Here is a 15,828-nt window from a genome sequence, read left to right as displayed (position 1 = left end):
GTGGCGGACCAGCCGCCGGTCGAGGCTGCAGCCTGGTGGCGCCGCTGGATGGGCCGGTGAGGCGGCGCGCCCTGCTCGGCGGCCTCGCCGCCCTGCCGCTGACTGCCCGGGCCCAGACGCCCGCCGCCCAAACCCCCGCCGCCTGCCGCGGCACCCTCTACCTCACCATCGATACCGGCTGGAGCCGCGAGGCCGAGCCGATGGCCGAGGTGCTGCGCCGCCGCGGCATCCGCGCCACCCTCTTCCTCGCCGACGAGCCCACGTGGCGCGGCGACCGCACGCTGGACGAGAGCTGGGCGCCCTTCTGGCGGGCCCGCGCGGCCGAGGGCCATGCCTTCGCCAGCCATACCTGGCGCCACTGGTATTTCCGCGGCGACCCGGCCCCCGGCCAGACCCGCTACGTCAACCGCCAGGGCGCCGGCGCCGAGGTGCTGGACCAGCGCGCCCTCTGCGCCGAGCTGCAGCGCCCGGTCGAGCGCCTGCGCCAGATGGTCCCCGCCGCCCAGGTGCTGCCGCTCTGGCGCGCCCCCGGCGGCCGCACCACGCCCAATGCCCTCGCCATGGCCGCCGCCTGCGGCCTGCGCCACCAGGGCTGGACCGCCAACGGCTTCTGGGGCGACGAGCTGGACAGCACCGCGCATCCCAACGCGACCCTGGCCCGCCGCGCCATCGCCAGCGCCCGGGACGGCGAGGTGATCGTCCTCCACTGGGGCGTCCGCAGCCGCCAGGACCCCTTCGCCGGCGTGCTGGACGAGGTGCTCGGCGGGTTGCTCGCCCGCGGCTTCTGCTTCGCCACCCTGCCGCCGACCGGGAAAGCATGACCGACCTCTACGCCCACCTGACCGGCTGGATCTTCGAGACGCTGATCCAGCCCGCCTTCTATGCCCTCGGCCTGATGGACTGGGCCGAGGATGCCTATGGCTGGCTGGACTTCGGCCTCTTCGGGCTGCTGACCATCGCCGTGGTCTATGCCGTCTGCCGGCCGCTCGAGGCCTGGCGCCCGGTCGAGCCGGTCGCCGATGGCCGCGCGGTGCGGACCGACATGGTCTATACCTTCCTCAGCCGGCTCGGCGTGCTGCCGCTGCTGGCCTTCGTACTGCTGGCCTCCCTGCAGTCCCGCTGGGAGGGCTGGCTGACCGAGGCCGGGCTGCTGCCGCCGACGCTCGAGGAGATCGTCCCCGTCCTCCGCGTCTCGCCGCTGCTGGCGCTGGTCGTCTACGTCATCGTGCTGGACTTCGGCGAATACTGGCGGCACCGGGCGCAGCACGGCTTCCGCTGGTGGTGGGCGCTGCACGAGATCCACCACGCCCAGCGCCAGATGACCTTCTGGACCGACGACCGCAACCATATCCTGGACGACGTGCTGGCCGCGCTTTGGTTCGGGGCGATCGCGCTGCTGATCGGCGTGCCGCCGGGGCAGTTCCCCATCATCGTCCTGCTGCTGCGGCTGGGGGAGAGCCTGTCCCATGCCAATGTCCGGCTCAGCTTCGGCCGGGTGGGGGAGCGGCTGCTGGTTTCCCCCCGCTTCCACCGGCTGCACCACGGGGAGCTCTCGGCCGGCGCCTCGGGCCGGAATTTCGCCGTGCTGCTGCCGGTCTGGGACTGGATCTTCCGCACCGGCGACTGGCGGCGCGACCACTTCCCGCCGACCGGCGTGCCCGGGGTGCGGGAGGAACTGGCGACCGGCGGCTGGTTCCGCCAGCAGGTGCTGGGGCTGCGCGGTGTCGCGGCGGCGCTGCGCGGACGCTGATGCACGGCGGCGCTGCGCGGGCGCTGAGGCGCGGCCAACGGTCGAGGCTTGCAAGCGGCAGCCTCTTCGGGCTATAGGATTATTGTCTCTGGCATCGCCATGCCATCCGGCGCCAAAATTCCGGTCCGGCGCCCCGGGCTCATAGAGAATTCGCCTGATATCAAAAGTTTGGCCTAAAATTCCGACCCAAAATTTTACGGAATTGAGCAGAATTTTAGGGAATTTAGGCGAATTTTACGGAATTTAGCCGAATTGAGCAGTATTGAGCGGACATAAACCGGCCTTTTCGGCCAGACCGGGAGGATGCCCGTGTGAAAGATCTGGCCATCGCCTTCCTCGCCGCGACGGTGGCCCTCGGCATCATCCTCGGCCTCGCCTACCTCGGCCGCCGCCGCAGGCCGCGCCTCGCCACCCTCCACCTCGTGTTCGGCGCCGCCGGGGTCGAGCTGCTGCTCATCCTGCTGCACTGGACCCCGGCCGGCATCACCCTGCCCGCCGGCACCGCCGCCGCCTGGGCCACCGGCCTGCTCGCCGCCGCCATGGCCCTCGGCCTCTTCGCCCGCCTCAGCTACCGCCGCACCCCCGGCCGGGCGGAGGCGATGCTCGGCGCCCATGCCGCAGCCGGCGTCGCCGGGCTGCTGGTCTTCCTCTCCTGGGCCTCGCGCCTCTAGGGGGGCTTCCCCTTTCCCCACCAGTCCACACTATTGGGCCGACCCGCCCGGAGCGCCCCCGCATGCACCGCCGTCCCCTGCTCGCCGCCACCCTGGCGGCGCCCGCCATATTCGCCCGGGGTGCCCTCGCCCAGCACAGCCACCCCGCCCTGCCGCCCGCCGCCCCCGCGGCCGATGCCTATCACCGCCTGAAGGGCGGCACCCCGCACCACCTGACCGCCGAGCAGGAGGCCCAGCGCTTCACCGCCAGCACCGCCCCCGCCGGCCCGCCCGGCCGCTGGGCGCCGCGCGCCGCCCTGCCCATCCCCCGCTCCGAGATGGCCTGGGCCACCGCGCTGGACGGCCGGATGCATGTCGTCGGCGGCTACGGGGAAGGCCGGGTCGACCGCGGCTACCACCACATCTACGACCCCGCCGCGGACCGCTGGCTGATCGGCGCCAGCCTGCCGCGCGGCGCCAACCATGTGGCGGTCGTCGCCCATGCCGGCCGCGTCTATGCCTTCGGCGGCTTCATCGAGCAGAACCGCAACCCCGACGAGCACGCCTATGCCTACGACCCGGCCGCCGACCGCTGGACCAATATCCGCCCGCTGCCCCGGCCGCGCGGCGCCGCCGCCGCCGTCTCGCTCGACGGCCGCATCCACCTGATCGGCGGCGCCGGCGCCCCCACCATGGAACGCGCCAGCGTCGGCTGGCACGAGGTCTACGACCCGCAGACGGACCAGTGGAGCACCCGGAAAGCCTTGCCCGGTGCCCGCGACCATGTCGGTGTCATGGCGCATGAGGGCCGGATCCACATCATCGGCGGCCGCTTCAACACCTTCGAGTACAACACCGACCTCCACCACGTGTACCTGCCGGCCCGCGATACCTGGGAGCTGCGCGCGCCATTGCCGACCGCGCGTTCCGGCCACGGCCTGGTCGCCTACCGCGGCCGCTTCTTCGCCATGGGCGGGGAGGGCGGCTCGCTGGAGGGCGGGGTGCCCCGCCAGGCCAGGGTCTTCGGCCAGATGGAGAGCTACGACCCCGCCGCCGACACCTGGCAGCAGCATGCGCCGATGCCGACCCCGCGCCACGCGGTCGCCGCCGTCACCCTCGGCGACTGGGTCCATGTCGCCGGCGGCGGCGCGGTGCTCGGCGGCGGAGTGCAATCCTCGGTGCATGAGGCGTTTACCCTGGCGTGACGAACTCCTTCGACGCGATCATCCTCGGCGCCGGCGCCGCCGGGCTGATGGCCGCTATCAGCGCCGGCCGCCGCGGCCGCCGGGTGCTGCTGCTGGACCATGCGGAGGAGCCGGGGAAGAAGATCCTCATCTCCGGCGGCGGCCGCTGCAATTTCACCAACCTGCATTGCGCACCGGACCGCTTCGTCTCGGCCAATCCGCATTTCGCCAAGTCGGCGCTGTCCCGCTACACCCAGCACGACTTCATCGGGATGGTGCGGAAGCACGGCATCGCCTTCCACGAGAAGACGCTGGGCCAGTTGTTCTGCGACGGCTCGGCCCGCGCCATCGTCGCCATGCTGCTGGCCGAGGCCGCGGCCGTCGGCGTCGACCTCCGCTGCGGCCAGCGCATCTCGGCGGTGGAGAAGCCGGACGGCTTCCGCGTCACCACCCAATCCGGCGCCTTCACCGCCCCGGCCCTGGTGCTGGCCACCGGCGGCCTCTCCATCCCCAAGATGGGCGCCACCGGCCTGGCGCATGATCTCGCCCGCCGCTTCGCCCTGCCGCTGGTCGCGCCGCGCCCCGGCCTGGTGCCCTTCACCTTCCAGGGTGCCCCGCTCGACCTGATGCGCTCGCTCTCCGGCGTCGCCCTGCCCACCATCGCCCGCTGCGGCAAGCGCGCCTTCCCCGAGGCGATGCTCTTCACCCACCGCGGCCTCTCCGGCCCCGCCATCCTGCAGATCTCCTCCTACTGGCGGGAGGGCACGCCGATCGCCCTCGACCTGCTCCCCGGCCTCGACGCCGCGACGCTGCTGCGCGAACGCAAGCGCGCCCGCCCCAAGGCCGAGCCCAAGACCATCCTGGCCGAGCTGCTGCCGCAACGCCTGGCCCAGGCCATGGCGGAGGCCCACCTGCCGCTGCCCCGCATGGCCGACCTGCCCGACCGCGCGCTGGATGCGCTGGCCCTCCAGCTCAAGCGCTGGGAGCTGCTGCCCGCCGGGACCGAGGGCTATGCCAAGGCCGAGGTCACCCTCGGCGGCATCGACACCGACGCCTTGTCCTCCCGCAGCCTGGAAGCCAAGGCGGTGCCCGGGCTGTTCGCGGTGGGGGAGGCGGTGGACGTCACCGGCTGGCTCGGCGGCTATAACTTCCAGTGGGCCTGGGCCAGCGGCTGGGTGGCCGGCGAGGCGCTATAGCACCGACTTCACCACCAGCCCCGCGACCGCCGCCACCGCCAGCGTCTTCACCACGCCGAGCTTCAGCCGGAACAGGCAGACCGCCGCCAGCGCCGCCAGCCCGAGCGCCACCGGGTCCAGGCTGGCGGCCACCGGCACCTCCAGCACCATCGGCCCGAAGGGCACCGCCCGCACCTCTCCGAACAGCACCCGGAGGCCGAACCAGACCGCCAGATTGGCGATGACGCCGACCACCGCCGCCGTCACCCCGGCCAGCGCCCCCTTCAGCCTTGGTGCGTCGTGCAGCCGCTCCACGTAGGGCGCGCCCAGGAAGATCAGCGCGAAGCAGGGCGCGAAGGTCACGTACAGCGTCACCGCCGAGCCCAGCACGCCGCCGGCGAATCCCCCCCAGGCATGCCCCGCGAGGTAGCCGACGAATTGCAGCACCAGGATCAGCGGCCCCGGCGTCGTCTCCGCCAGGCCGAGCCCGGTCAGCATCTGCCCCGCGGTCAGCCAGCGGTAGTGCTCCACCGCCTCCTGCGCGACATAGGCCAGCACCGCATAGGCGCCGCCGAAGGTGACGATCGCCATCTTGGAGAAGAACCAGGCGAGGTCGCCGAAGAGCCCGCCCTGGTCCAGCAGCAGCACCACCGGCCAGACCCACAGCGCCAGGGCGATCAGCCCCGCCCGCCGCGCCGCGCCGCTCATCCGGTCGATGCGCCCGGGGTCGGCCAGCAGCAGCGCATCCAGCAGCGCCGGCGGGCCCGCCTTGGCCGCGCCATGGCCACCACCCGCGAAGGCCGCCGGGGCGGCGAGGCCCACCAGCGCGGCACCCAGCACCACCACGGGGAAGGGGAGGTTGAACAGGAACAGCGCGACGAAGGCCGCCCCCGCCAGCGCCCAGGCGACCCGCCCCTTCAGCGCCCGCCGCGCCACCCGCAGCAGCGCCTCGACCACCAGCACCAGCACGGCGCATTTCAGCCCGAAGAACAGCGCGGCGATCAGCGGCACCGCGCCGAAGCCGACGTAGATGGCCGAGAGCGCCAGCATCACCAGCGCGCCGGGGACGATGAAGAGCAGCCCGGCGGCGAGCCCGCCGCGCACCCCATGCATCAGCCAGCCGAGGTAGGTTGCGAGCTGCTGCGCCTCCGGCCCCGGCAGCAGGGTGCAGAAGTTCAGCGCATGCAGGAAGCGGGCGTCGGAGACCCAGCGCCGCTCATCCACCACCTCCCGGTGCAGCAGGGCGATCTGCCCGGCCGGGCCACCGAAGGACAGGCAGCCGATGCGGAACCAGACGCGCAGCGCCTGGGCCAGACTGGGAAAGGCTGGGGTGGAAAAGGCTGGGGTGGGGGAGGCGGGGGTGGGCAGGCTGGCCGGCATGTGGGGGCATCCATCGCGTCCCGCCGGTTTTGCACGCTCCCGCAAGCGGCGGCGATGGCTTTCGCGGCCCGCCGCGGTCAGCTTCGCCGCGTCATCTCGATATCGTAGTGGCAGCGCTGCCGGACACCGCCCGATTCCATGGTGCCGGTGAAGAGCGTGCCCTCGAACAGCCCGTCCAGCCGCATCGCCTGGTTGCCCGTGGCCAGCAGCGTGACCCGTCCATCCGGCTGGATCTCGCCGGTCGCCGTGCTCTGCAGCGAGCGGTTGTAGGTGACGGCGGCCACGCCGTTCTGCACCACCATGGCCCGCCGGTGCGTGGCGGCGCAGCCGCTGGCGGCGCCACCGCCGAGCACGAAATGCCCGGCCCAGCGGCCGTCGAAGCGATTGGTCCGCGCCGGGGGCGCCGCTTGCGCCTGGGCCTCGGCGGGCACGGGGACCTGGGCGCGGGGGGCCGGCGTGGGTTCGCTGTTGCCGCACCCTGCCAGGGCGAGCGCGAGGATCAGCACGTAGGGCGTGCCGGGATTGGCAAGGCCCATGATGAGAACTCCTTCGTATACGGACGGGACCTATATGCGCGTCTCGCGCGAGGGTCCATTTCCGGACAGGCCTGTCCGTGTCACGTTGGCGGGAAGCCGGTCCCTGATGCGGCGGCGGCCGATCCGGCCTATGGCTGCAGCCAGCAGAAGCGAGAGCGCCCGATGACCAAGGAAGAGCTGACCGCCTGGGCCATGACCAATGGCTGGGTGATGATCGCCGGCATGCCGAGCCTGACCAAGCCCTCCTCGCCCAAGGAGGCCATCGTGCGGATGGTCCTGAAGGCGACCGTCGTGCACATCGAGGTCAAGAAGCCGGCCGGCAAATGGGAGAAGTTCACCGGCGAGAGCTATGCCAAGGTCACCGAGGATACCGAGACCGGCATCCCCCTCGGCCTCGGCCTCGACACGATCCCGGGCTTCCGCATGCTGATGCAGGAGAACCGGGACCGCGCGGTCTTCGCCAAGATGACCGGGAAGGGCTGAGCGCTACTCGGCGCTGGCCGCGTCCAGCGCCGCGACCTGCGCCGCACTCAGCTTCAGGCTCGCCGCCTTCACCAGGTCGTCGAGCTGCTCGAGGCTGGTGGCGCTGGCGATCGGCGCGGTGACCGCGGGCTTCGCCAGCAGCCAGGCGATGGCGACCTGGGCGGAGGTGGTGCCCGTCTCGCCTGCCACCGCCGCCAGCGCATCCACCACCTTGAGGCCGCGCGGGTTCAGGTACTTCGCCATGTTGGCGCCGCGCTTGCTTTTGCCGAAGTCGGCCTCCGAGCGGTACTTGCCGCTGAGGAAGCCGGAGGCGAGCGCGTAGAAGTTGATCACCCCGATCCCCTCCGCCCGGCAGAGTGCGGCGAGGTCGTCCTCGAAGACCTTGCGGTCCATGAGGTTATACAGCGGCTGCAGCGTCTCGTAGCGCGGCAGGCCGAGCTTCGCGCTGGTCTCGAGCGCCAGCTTCAGCCGCGGCGCGGTATAGTTGGAGGCGCCGATGGCGCGCACCTTGCCGGCCTTGATGAGATCGGCGAAGGCGCCGAGCGTCTCCTCGAGCGGGGTATCGGCATCGTCCTTGTGCGCCTGGTAGAGGTCGATGACATCGGTTTTCAGCCGCGCCAGGCTGGCATCCACTTCCTTCATGATCCAGGCGCGCGAGAGGCCCTGCTCGCCCGAGCCCATCTTCATGCCGACCTTGGTGGCGATCATCACCTTCGATCGGTTGCCGCGCGCGGCCAGCCATTCGCCGATGATGGCCTCGCTTTCCCCGCCCATGTGGCCGGGCACCCAGTAGGAATAGACATCGGCGGTATCGATGGCGTTCAGCCCGACCTCGACCAGCCGGTCGAGCAGGCGGTGCGAGGCCGCCTTGTCCACGGTCCAGCCGAAGACATTGCCGCCGAACATCAGCGGCGGCACCGAAATGCCGGACCGCCCGAGGCTGCGCTGTTCCATGACCCGTCTCCTGTGATGTGACGGGAGGATGCGGCAGCCTCGGCGCGGCGGCTAGCTCTTGATCAGGCCGGCCGCGGTCAGCGCCTTCCGGATGACGCCGCCCGGGTCGATGCTGTCGAGCTTGATGCCGCCGAGGGAGAAGCCGTCATCCGCCCGCTGCTCCGGCACCGGGGTGCCGTCCTGGTCGATGGTCGCGCCGCGTGGCGGCGCGGCTCCGGCCGTGCTCCGCGACGAAGTCGACCCGGTCGCGTCCCGCGACGAAGCTGCCCCAGTCGCGGCCCGCGACGAAGCAGATCCGCCCGCGTCCCGCGACGAAGCCGATCCGCTTGCGTCTTGCGAAGGGGCCGCCGCCTCGAGTGCCACGGGCAGGCCGAAGAAGCGGGCGATCTCGAGGGTGGAGGCGACGCCGGTGGCCAGGAAATAGGGCCCCGCGGTGCCAAGCACCGCCGGGTCCACCGGCACGCCATGCGCCATGCCGGCGATGACGTGGTGTTCCAGCACCACGGTGCCGTCGCGGCCGCGCCAGGCGAGGCTGCGCCGGGCGCCGCTGCCGGATTCCTCCGGCGTGCCGCTGGTGCCGTGCAGCGCCGCCCATTGCCGGAGGATCTGCTCGGCGACGGCCGGGCGCACGGTGGTATCGGCATCGCCCTGCCAGACCGAGACGCGCGGCCAGGGCCCCTGGTGCGGCGAGGCGCGGCGCACCAGCGCCGCCCAATCCGCGGCCGGGCGCGGCCGGCCGGTGGTCATGGCCTCGAAGGCCTCCGGCATGCTGGCGGCGGCGCCATGCGGCAGGCCGGCGATGATGGCGCCGGCGGCGAAGACCTCCGGATAGGTGGCGAGCAGGTTGGAGGTCATGCCGCCGCCGGCCGAGAGCCCGGTGACGAAGACCCGGGCCGGGTCGATGCCCTGCGTCGTGATCAGGTGGCCGATGGCATGGCGGATCGAGGCGACCTCGCCCAGGCCGCGGGTGGTGTCGCCCGGCTCGAACCAGTTGAAGCAGCGGTTGGGGTTGTTGCCCTGGCGCTGTTCCGGCAGCAGCAGGGCGAAGCCATTGGCCTCGGCCAGCCGGGCCCAGCCGGTGCCCTCGGCATAGCCGGCGGCGGTCTGGGTGCAGCCATGCAGCGCGACAACCAGCGGCGCGTTGCGGGGCAGCCCGGGCGGCAGCAGGGCCAGCATGCGCAGGGCGCCGGGATTGGCGCCGAAATCGGTCACCTCGGTCAGGGCCGAATCGTCATGGCCGGCGGTGGACCAGGCGGCGCCGGATTTCAGCCGCTCCTGCTGCTGGCGGACGAGATCGGCGAGGCGGCTACGGATATGGGTCAAGGCGAGGTCCTTTCGGGGGCACGCGAAGCCTCGCTTCGTGGCGTCGGAACTCCAGCGTGCCAGCCGGGCCGCGGTTTCGCTGCGGTGCAGCATAACCCCGTGCGGTCGGGAATGGCAGGAATACGCGAGGCGCGGGGGAAACCTCGGCCGGTACGAACGTTTAGGGAACAGGTTACCAGCAGGAATACCCGACCCATGACCAAGACGCCCGAAAACCCGAAGACCGACCCCGAGCCCGGCTCCAACACCATCAAGGACCCGGACAACTGGACCACCGGCGACGAGAGCATGACCGGCGCCCAGGCCAGCTACCTCAAGACCCTGTCCGAGGAAGCCGGCGAGGAATTCGATCCGGAGCTCAGCAAGGCGGATGCCTCGCGCCGGATCGATGCCCTGCAGGAGAAGACCGGCCGCGGCCGGTAGGGCAGGAGAAGACCGGCCTCGGCCGGTAGGGCCTACTTCAGCGGCACGCCGAGCGAGCGGATAGCCGCGGCCAGCCGGTCCCGGCCGCGCAGTGCCTTCATGGTGCCGATGCGGCTGATGACCCGGGCGGTCCAGGTATCGGCCGCCATCTCGTTGCGCTGGGAGAAGCCGGTCATCAGCGCGTCGTAGGCGGCGCGCTGGGCCGGTTCCGCGGCATGGTCGTAGGTGTCGTGGTGCAGCACGTTCGCCTGCGGCAGGCGGGGCTTCACCTCGGCCTTGGCGGCATCGCTCGCATAGCCGACGCAAAGGCCGAAGACGCCGACCACGCCCGGCGGCAGGCCGAGCGTCTCGGCCACCCGCACCACGTCGTTGCGCAGCGCGCCGATATAGACCGTGGACAGGCCGAGGGATTCGGCGGCCACCACCGCATTCTGCGCCGCCAGCGCCGCATCGATCGAGGCGACCAGGAAGCTTTCCAGATAGGGCATGCCTTCGAGGACGGTCTTCTCCTCCTCGGCCAGCCGGGCATTGCGGGAAAGGTCGGCGAGCCAGACCAGGAAGATCGGGCATTGCTGGATGTGCTTCTGGCCGCCCGCGACCTCCGCCAGCACCGCCAGCTTGGCTGGGTCCCGCACCGAGACGACCGACCAGGTCTGCAGGTTGGAGGAGGTGGCGGCGGAAGACGCGGCGGCGACCAGCGTCTCCAGCGTGCCCTCGGGTGGCGCGTCCGGCCGGTAGCCGCGGACCGAGCGGTGGTCCAGCATGCCGGCGATGGTCTCGTTCCAGGGGCCGGCCGCGGGGATCTCGGCCTCGCCGTAGCGCAGCGCCAGGGCTTCGGTCTTGCTGGTCGTCGTCGGGGTCAGGCTGTCCATGCGCATCGTCTCCGGAATGGCGGGCAGGCTAGCCGCCCCATCCGGCTTGGCAAGCGCGGGTTCAGACCAGTCCCAGCCGCTTCGCCAGGTCGCGGTAGAGCGCGACCTGCGCCCGCACGTAGTCCAGCGTCTCGGCCGGGGCGAGCAGCCGGGGGATGGAGCCGACCCGGCGGGTGGCGGCGAGCCAGCCGGCATCCTGGCGCAGCTTGCCGAGGGCCGCGGCCCAGGCCTCGACCACCGGGTCCGGCAGGCCGGGCGGACCGAACAGGGCGTTCCAGCCGCTGATCCGCGCCAGCGCCTCCACATCCGCCTCCCGCGCGGTGGGGACGCGGGGCAGGGCGGCCAGGCGTTCGGCGGTGCCGACCACCAGGGCGCGGAGCTGGCCGCTGCCGATGGCGCCCATCATGTCGCTCAGGTTGTTGCCGATGAAATGCGCCTGGCCGCCGAGCAGCGCCGCCACCGCTTCCCCGCCGCCGCGGAAGGGGATGGCGACCCCGGCATCGATCGGCAGGCCGAGGCTGGCGAACATGTGCCGCACGCCGAGGTCCAGCAAGGTCGCCGGGCCGGTGGTGGCGAAGTTCAGCCGGCCGGGGCCTTCGCGCAGCGCGGTGACCAGCTCCCCCAGGGTGGCCCAGGGGGCATCGGCGCGGACGCAGACGACGAAGGGATTTTCGTCCAGCAGGCCGAGCATGGTGAACTCGTCCCAGGCATAGGGGGTGCGCGGGTCGGTCGCTGGCAGTATGGCGGAGGAGCCGACGCGCGCCAGCAGCAGGGTCTGCCCATCCGGCTTGGCGCGGGCGACCATCCCGGTGCCGACCGCGCCGGAAGCGCCGGTACGGTTGTCCACGACCAGGGTGGCGCCGGTATTCGGCAGGTGGTGCGGGACATGGGCGGCCAGCACCCGGGCGGCGATATCGGCGGCGCCGGCGGCGGAGAAGGGCACCACCAGGGTCACCGGCTTTTCCGGATAACCCGTCTGCGCATGCGCGCGCATCGCCCCGGCGAGGAGCGGCAGGCTGGCCAGAATGGCGCGGCGCGACTGGTTCTTCATCCGACGGAGTCTCCCGGCGGGGATGCCGTTAGCCGGCAATTGGGGCAGGGGCAGGACCGGCGCCACCCCTGCCGGTTGATCACGGGATGTTGCCCAATCCTTCCGGCCCATGCTAACGCCAGGGCATGACGTCCGCGAACGGCACGCCGGCAGGCAACTTCCGGCGACCCTCAGCGGCGTTCCCGCGGTTTTCGCGGGGCGCCCTCCCTTCGGGGGAAACAACTCGCACCGCAATGGCGGCGCGGGCTTTCCGTCGTTTCCTGCTGGCGGCCGGGCTGGCCGGCGCGGCCATCCTGCCCGCCGGAATTGGCCTGGCGGGCAGCGCCGAGGCAGCCTCGCGGGACCAGGCCATGCGCCAGCCGCTGCTGCGCCGCGTGGGCACGGACGCCGTCCGTACCGCCGGGCCACGCCTGCCGGATGCCCCGCTGGAGCTGCTGCCGGCGGCCCGGCCGGAGCCCGAGCCGGTGCGCGGAACGGCCTCCCCACGCAGCGCCTGCCTGCTGGCCGCCAGAAGGGCGGAACAGGTGCATGGCCTGCCGCCGGGCCTGCTGGTGGCGATCGCGCTTTCGGAAAGCGGGCTGCATGCCCATGCGCTGAGCATCGGCGGCCGGGCCTATTACCCGCAGGATCTCGCTGCGGCGCGGCAGCTCATGGCGCAGGCGCCGGCGCAGCGGAGCATCATGGCCGGCTGCGTGCAGGTGAATGCCCGGGTGCATGCGCGGGGTTCCGACTGGCCGCTGGATCCGGTGCGCTCGGCCGATTGGGCGGGCGGCATCCTGCGCCGCTGGTACATGGAAACCGGCACCTGGGACGAGGCGATCCGCCGCTGGCATGGCGGCTCCGTCGCCAGCACCCGGCGGGTGATGTGCCGGGTGCGCGCCAAGCTGGAGGTCACGGCTCCGGGCAGCGACCTGCTGCGGGCGACGTCCTGCCGCGAGGATGAGACCCATCAGGCCCGGCAGAGCGGCATGACCCTGCTGGAAGTCGCGGAACTGCAGGACCCCGCGCCGCAATAGCGGCTGCCGGCCACGGGCTCTCTTCACTGGTTTTGGGGGCCATGCCACGCCGGCGTGACCGCGGGCCATGGCCCGGGCCCGACGTTACTGCTTTGGCTCCCACGGGTTTCCCTGCCGGAACCCGCAGCGACCACAGGGTGACAGTTTCGAAAGTTTTTCTGCATGTAACGTGGTCGTCACAGCGACCGGGGCAACGCTGATCCGAGTCGATGCTTGGTTCCTAGGGGCAAGGAACCATCACCATGCATAGTCACCGACCTGTATTGCTTGTCGTCGAAGACGATTTCCTGGTGCGACTGACATTGGTTGACGCATTGGGCGACCTGGGTTTCGAAATTCTGGAAGCCGAGGATGCCAGGAATGCGCTATCTCTATTATGTGACCGGCCGGAAATCGAATTAATGCTCAGCGATATCAACCTGCCCGGTGGGTCGGACGGCTTCGCTTTGGCGCGCGCGGCGCGGGTGATCCGGCCGCATCTGCCGATCATCTATGCCTCGGGACGGTACAGCCGGGCGGAGCCGCATCAGCAGGTCGATGGGGCGCGTTTCATCGCCAAGCCCTTCACCCCGACCCTGGCCGCGGTGGTCATCAACGAATTGCTGGCCGGCCATGACCAACCGTCGATGCCCGGCTTCGGGATGGTAACGGCCGAACGCCATATCTGACCGCTGCGGTGATCGGTGCCTGGGGGGCACCGGCCGCAGCCGCCAGGGACGGAAGATTCGACTTATTCTAGAGCAGCGGTGCCCTACCGGGACTAGTTGACGGCGCGGTCCACCGACCGGCCCAGCCGCTCCACCGGACCCTTCGGCGGGTCCACGGCGTCGCGCAGGTTCTGCCCGGCGCGGTCGACGCTGCGGCCGGCACGCTCCGCCGGACCTGCCCGCTCGCAGGCCGCCAGGCCAAGCGCACCGATCACCAGGGCCGGAAGCAGCAAAAGACGCATCGAAGCAGCCATTGGAATCCTCATTGCAGATCGAAGTCCGGGCTTCATCGCCTGACGATGGCGAGGGTTCGTTCCGATGCAATCACGAGGCGGTCATTCGGCGCGCCGGGCAGGGCTTGCCGCCCTGGTCGCGCCATCCCATGCTGCGCGCGGAAACCCCAAGGGAAGCAGCGTCCTGCAGGACGCGGACCTGCCTCGCCACCCAGTCGGCGCAAGCCTGGCCTGAGCAGATCATACGGGAGACAACGAGAATGCTGGACCTGACAGGCAAGGTGGCGCTGGTGACCGGGGCGGGCTCGGTCGGGCCGGGCTGGGGCAACGGCAAGGCGACGGCGGTGCTGCTGGCGCGCCAGGGGGCCTCGGTCTTCGCGCTGGACAATGTCCCGGCCGCGGTCGCCGAGACCGCCGAGCTGATCGCCGCCGAGGGCCGGACCTGCGTCACCCATGCCTGCGACATGCTGGTGGCCGAACAGGTGGAAGCCGCGGTCGCCGCCTGCATGGAACGCTTCGGCCGGATCGACATCCTGGTGAACAACGTCGGCGGATCCCATCCCGGCGACCCCGCGACCATGCCGGAGGAGGTCTGGGACCGGCAGATCGACCTGAACCTGAAGACGCCCTTCCTGGGCTGCAAATACGTGCTTCCCATCATGGAGGCGCAGGGCAAGGGTGCGATCGTCAACATCTCCTCGGTCGCCGGCCTCAGGATGGCGACGGGGCGGGTGCATTCGGCCTATTCGGCCAGCAAGGCGGGGGTGATCGCCTTCTCCAAGTCGGTCGCCATGGGCTATGCGCGCAAGGGCATCCGCTGCAACACGGTGGTGCCGGGGCTGATGCACACCCCGCTGGTCGAGCACCGGCTGGTCCGCCAGCTCGGCGCCAATGACGCGGAGGCGCTGATTGCCAAGCGCCATGCCAGCGTGCCGATGGGCCATATGGGCACCGGCTGGGACATCGCCCATGCAGTGCTCTTCCTGGTCTCCGACGAGGCCAAGTTCATCACCGCGACCGAGATCGTGGTGGATGGCGGCTTCACCGCGAGCGGTCCGGTCTGATGCGTCGCGCGGCGCTCGCCGGCCTGCTGCTGCTGGCCGTCCCGGCCCGCGCGCAGGAATTCCCCAGCCGGCCGATCACCATCATCGTCGCCTCCCCGGCCGGGGGCGGCACCGACTTCTCCGCCCGGCTGATCGCCGAGCCGCTGGCCCAGCGCCTGGGCCAGCCGGTGGTGGTGGAGAACCGGCCGGGCGGCAACGGGACCATCGGGTTGCAGGCGACGGCCCGGGCCCGGCCGGATGGGCATGTGCTGACGGTCGGCTATTCCGGCACCATGACCGGGCGGCCGGCGGTCGAGGGCGTCGCCGACCTCGACCCGCAGAAGGATTTCGCCCCCGTCGCCCTGCTGACCGACACGCCGCAGGTGATGATGGTGCATCCCAGCCTGCCGGTGCGGAACCTGGCGGAGTTCATCGCCTATGCCAAGGCGCGGCCGGGGCAGCTCAACTACGCCTCGGCCGGCAACGGCTCGCTGCATCACCTGGGGACGGAGTTGCTGAAGCTGCGGGCCGGGATCGACCTGGTGCACGTGCCCTATCGCGGCACCGGGGAGACGGTGAGCGACCTGATCGCCGGGCGGATCCAGTTCTACATGAACAGCCCGCCGCCGGTGATCGGCTTCATCCGCGACGGCCGGCTGCGGGCCATCGCCACCACCGGGCCGGAACGCCACCCGGCCCTGCCGGAGGTGCCGACCCTGCGGGAATCCGGCTTGGCCGACATGCCGATCAACGTCTGGTACGCGCTCTATGCCCCGGCGCGGACGCCGCCGGCGGTCATGGCGCGGCTGACGCGGGAGGTGCAGGCGGTGCTGGCCGATGGCGACGTCCGCCGCCGGGCGCAGGAAGCCGGGACCTTCGCCATCTTCGCCCCGCCTGCCGCGGTGGCGGAGCGGCTGGCGAGCGAGACGGCGGCCTGGTTCCAGGTGGTGAAGGCCGCCGGCATCAAGCCCGACTAGAGCGTTTTCCTATCAGTCTGCGTCATAGCCTGCGGCGGTAAAGTAGTTAGTGCACTCGGTTGGGGTGAAGG

The 15,828-nt window shown here is 71.5% G+C and carries 18 protein-coding genes; 11 read left to right on the top strand and 7 right to left on the bottom strand.

Annotated features, from left to right (window positions below):
• The 5 genes from AC0IW9_RS29085 to AC0IW9_RS29065 form a co-directional block, all read left to right on the top strand.
• Positions 1–821: polysaccharide deacetylase family protein (locus AC0IW9_RS29085; protein ID WP_471651801.1), on the top strand; the 821-nt coding region annotated here is incomplete at its 5' end.
• A complete protein-coding gene (locus AC0IW9_RS29080) occupies positions 818–1,750 on the top strand; it encodes a sterol desaturase family protein (protein WP_471651800.1) in 933 nt (310 codons plus the stop codon). The genes AC0IW9_RS29085 and AC0IW9_RS29080, both read left to right, overlap by 4 nt.
• A 311-nt stretch (positions 1,751–2,061) precedes the next feature.
• Positions 2,062–2,421: a hypothetical protein gene (locus AC0IW9_RS29075; RefSeq protein WP_471651799.1), complete on the top strand. Its 360-nt coding sequence runs from the start codon at positions 2,062–2,064 to the stop codon at positions 2,419–2,421.
• A gap of 62 nt (positions 2,422–2,483) precedes the next feature.
• Positions 2,484–3,605 (top strand): Kelch repeat-containing protein, encoded by a 1,122-nt coding sequence (locus AC0IW9_RS29070; RefSeq protein ID WP_471651798.1) that lies wholly within the window; start codon positions 2,484–2,486, stop codon positions 3,603–3,605.
• Positions 3,602–4,780, top strand: coding sequence for a BaiN/RdsA family NAD(P)/FAD-dependent oxidoreductase (locus AC0IW9_RS29065; RefSeq protein WP_471651797.1), 1,179 nt, complete (start codon positions 3,602–3,604; stop codon positions 4,778–4,780). The genes AC0IW9_RS29070 and AC0IW9_RS29065 overlap by 4 nt, the downstream gene beginning before the upstream one ends.
• On the opposite strand, the gene chrA is transcribed toward AC0IW9_RS29065, so the two are convergent.
• Together chrA and AC0IW9_RS29055 are read right to left on the bottom strand one after the other, a co-directional pair.
• Complete coding sequence (chrA, locus tag AC0IW9_RS29060; protein ID WP_471651796.1) at positions 4,775–6,139, bottom strand: chromate efflux transporter; 1,365 nt, start codon at positions 6,137–6,139, stop codon at positions 4,775–4,777. The two genes, AC0IW9_RS29065 and chrA, sit on opposite strands and share 6 nt — an antisense overlap.
• Positions 6,140–6,216: 77 nt before the next feature.
• The gene (locus AC0IW9_RS29055) at positions 6,217–6,675 is read right to left on the bottom strand and encodes a hypothetical protein (protein WP_471651795.1); all 459 of its coding nucleotides are present in this window, start codon (positions 6,673–6,675) and stop codon (positions 6,217–6,219) included.
• Positions 6,676–6,837: 162 nt separating this feature from the next.
• Here AC0IW9_RS29055 and AC0IW9_RS29050 point away from each other — a divergent pair, with 162 nt between their 5' ends.
• Positions 6,838–7,158 carry a hypothetical protein gene (locus AC0IW9_RS29050; protein WP_471651794.1) on the top strand — a complete coding sequence of 107 codons (321 nt, stop codon included), beginning with the start codon at positions 6,838–6,840 and terminating at the stop codon, positions 7,156–7,158.
• A 3-nt stretch (positions 7,159–7,161) separates the two neighbouring features.
• Here AC0IW9_RS29050 and AC0IW9_RS29045 read toward each other — a convergent pair whose 3' ends face one another.
• Both AC0IW9_RS29045 and AC0IW9_RS29040 read right to left on the bottom strand, forming a co-directional pair.
• Positions 7,162–8,112 (bottom strand): aldo/keto reductase, encoded by a 951-nt coding sequence (locus AC0IW9_RS29045; RefSeq protein WP_471651793.1) that lies wholly within the window; start codon positions 8,110–8,112, stop codon positions 7,162–7,164.
• A gap of 51 nt (positions 8,113–8,163) precedes the next feature.
• A complete protein-coding gene (locus AC0IW9_RS29040) occupies positions 8,164–9,435 on the bottom strand; it encodes an extracellular catalytic domain type 1 short-chain-length polyhydroxyalkanoate depolymerase (protein ID WP_471651792.1) in 1,272 nt (423 codons plus the stop codon).
• Positions 9,436–9,630: 195 nt separating this feature from the next.
• Here AC0IW9_RS29040 and AC0IW9_RS29035 point away from each other — a divergent pair, with 195 nt between their 5' ends.
• A complete protein-coding gene (locus AC0IW9_RS29035; RefSeq protein ID WP_471651791.1) occupies positions 9,631–9,858 on the top strand; it encodes a DUF3072 domain-containing protein in 228 nt (75 codons plus the stop codon).
• 32 nt (positions 9,859–9,890) lie between these two features.
• Here the strand turns inward: AC0IW9_RS29035 and AC0IW9_RS29030 are convergent, their stop codons facing one another.
• Both AC0IW9_RS29030 and AC0IW9_RS29025 read right to left on the bottom strand, forming a co-directional pair.
• Positions 9,891–10,730, bottom strand: a complete 840-nt coding sequence (locus AC0IW9_RS29030) for an NADPH-dependent oxidoreductase (RefSeq protein WP_471651790.1) — start codon at positions 10,728–10,730, stop codon at positions 9,891–9,893.
• Between the two features lie 61 nt (positions 10,731–10,791).
• Positions 10,792–11,781 (bottom strand): Bug family tripartite tricarboxylate transporter substrate binding protein, encoded by a 990-nt coding sequence (locus AC0IW9_RS29025; protein WP_471651789.1) that lies wholly within the window; start codon positions 11,779–11,781, stop codon positions 10,792–10,794.
• A 233-nt stretch (positions 11,782–12,014) separates the two neighbouring features.
• Here AC0IW9_RS29025 and AC0IW9_RS29020 point away from each other — a divergent pair, with 233 nt between their 5' ends.
• Entirely contained in the window at positions 12,015–12,797 is a 783-nt protein-coding gene (locus AC0IW9_RS29020) for a transglycosylase SLT domain-containing protein (protein ID WP_471651788.1), read from the top strand.
• Between the two features lie 242 nt (positions 12,798–13,039).
• Positions 13,040–13,465 carry a response regulator gene (locus tag AC0IW9_RS29015; RefSeq protein WP_471651787.1) on the top strand — a complete coding sequence of 142 codons (426 nt, stop codon included), beginning with the start codon at positions 13,040–13,042 and terminating at the stop codon, positions 13,463–13,465.
• Positions 13,466–13,557: 92 nt separating this feature from the next.
• Here AC0IW9_RS29015 and AC0IW9_RS29010 read toward each other — a convergent pair whose 3' ends face one another.
• Positions 13,558–13,746, bottom strand: coding sequence for a hypothetical protein (locus AC0IW9_RS29010; protein ID WP_471651786.1), 189 nt, complete (start codon positions 13,744–13,746; stop codon positions 13,558–13,560).
• 251 nt (positions 13,747–13,997) lie between these two features.
• Here AC0IW9_RS29010 and AC0IW9_RS29005 point away from each other — a divergent pair, with 251 nt between their 5' ends.
• Together AC0IW9_RS29005 and AC0IW9_RS29000 are read left to right on the top strand one after the other, a co-directional pair.
• Positions 13,998–14,801, top strand: a complete 804-nt coding sequence (locus AC0IW9_RS29005) for an SDR family NAD(P)-dependent oxidoreductase (protein ID WP_471651785.1) — start codon at positions 13,998–14,000, stop codon at positions 14,799–14,801.
• Entirely contained in the window at positions 14,801–15,757 is a 957-nt protein-coding gene (locus tag AC0IW9_RS29000) for a Bug family tripartite tricarboxylate transporter substrate binding protein (RefSeq protein WP_471651784.1), read from the top strand. Before AC0IW9_RS29005 ends, AC0IW9_RS29000 begins: the two co-directional genes overlap by 1 nt.
• Positions 15,758–15,828 lie beyond the last annotated feature (71 nt).

Source organism: Belnapia sp. AC561 (assembly GCF_979252845.1).
This window is presented reverse-complemented; position numbering and strand designations above follow the sequence as displayed.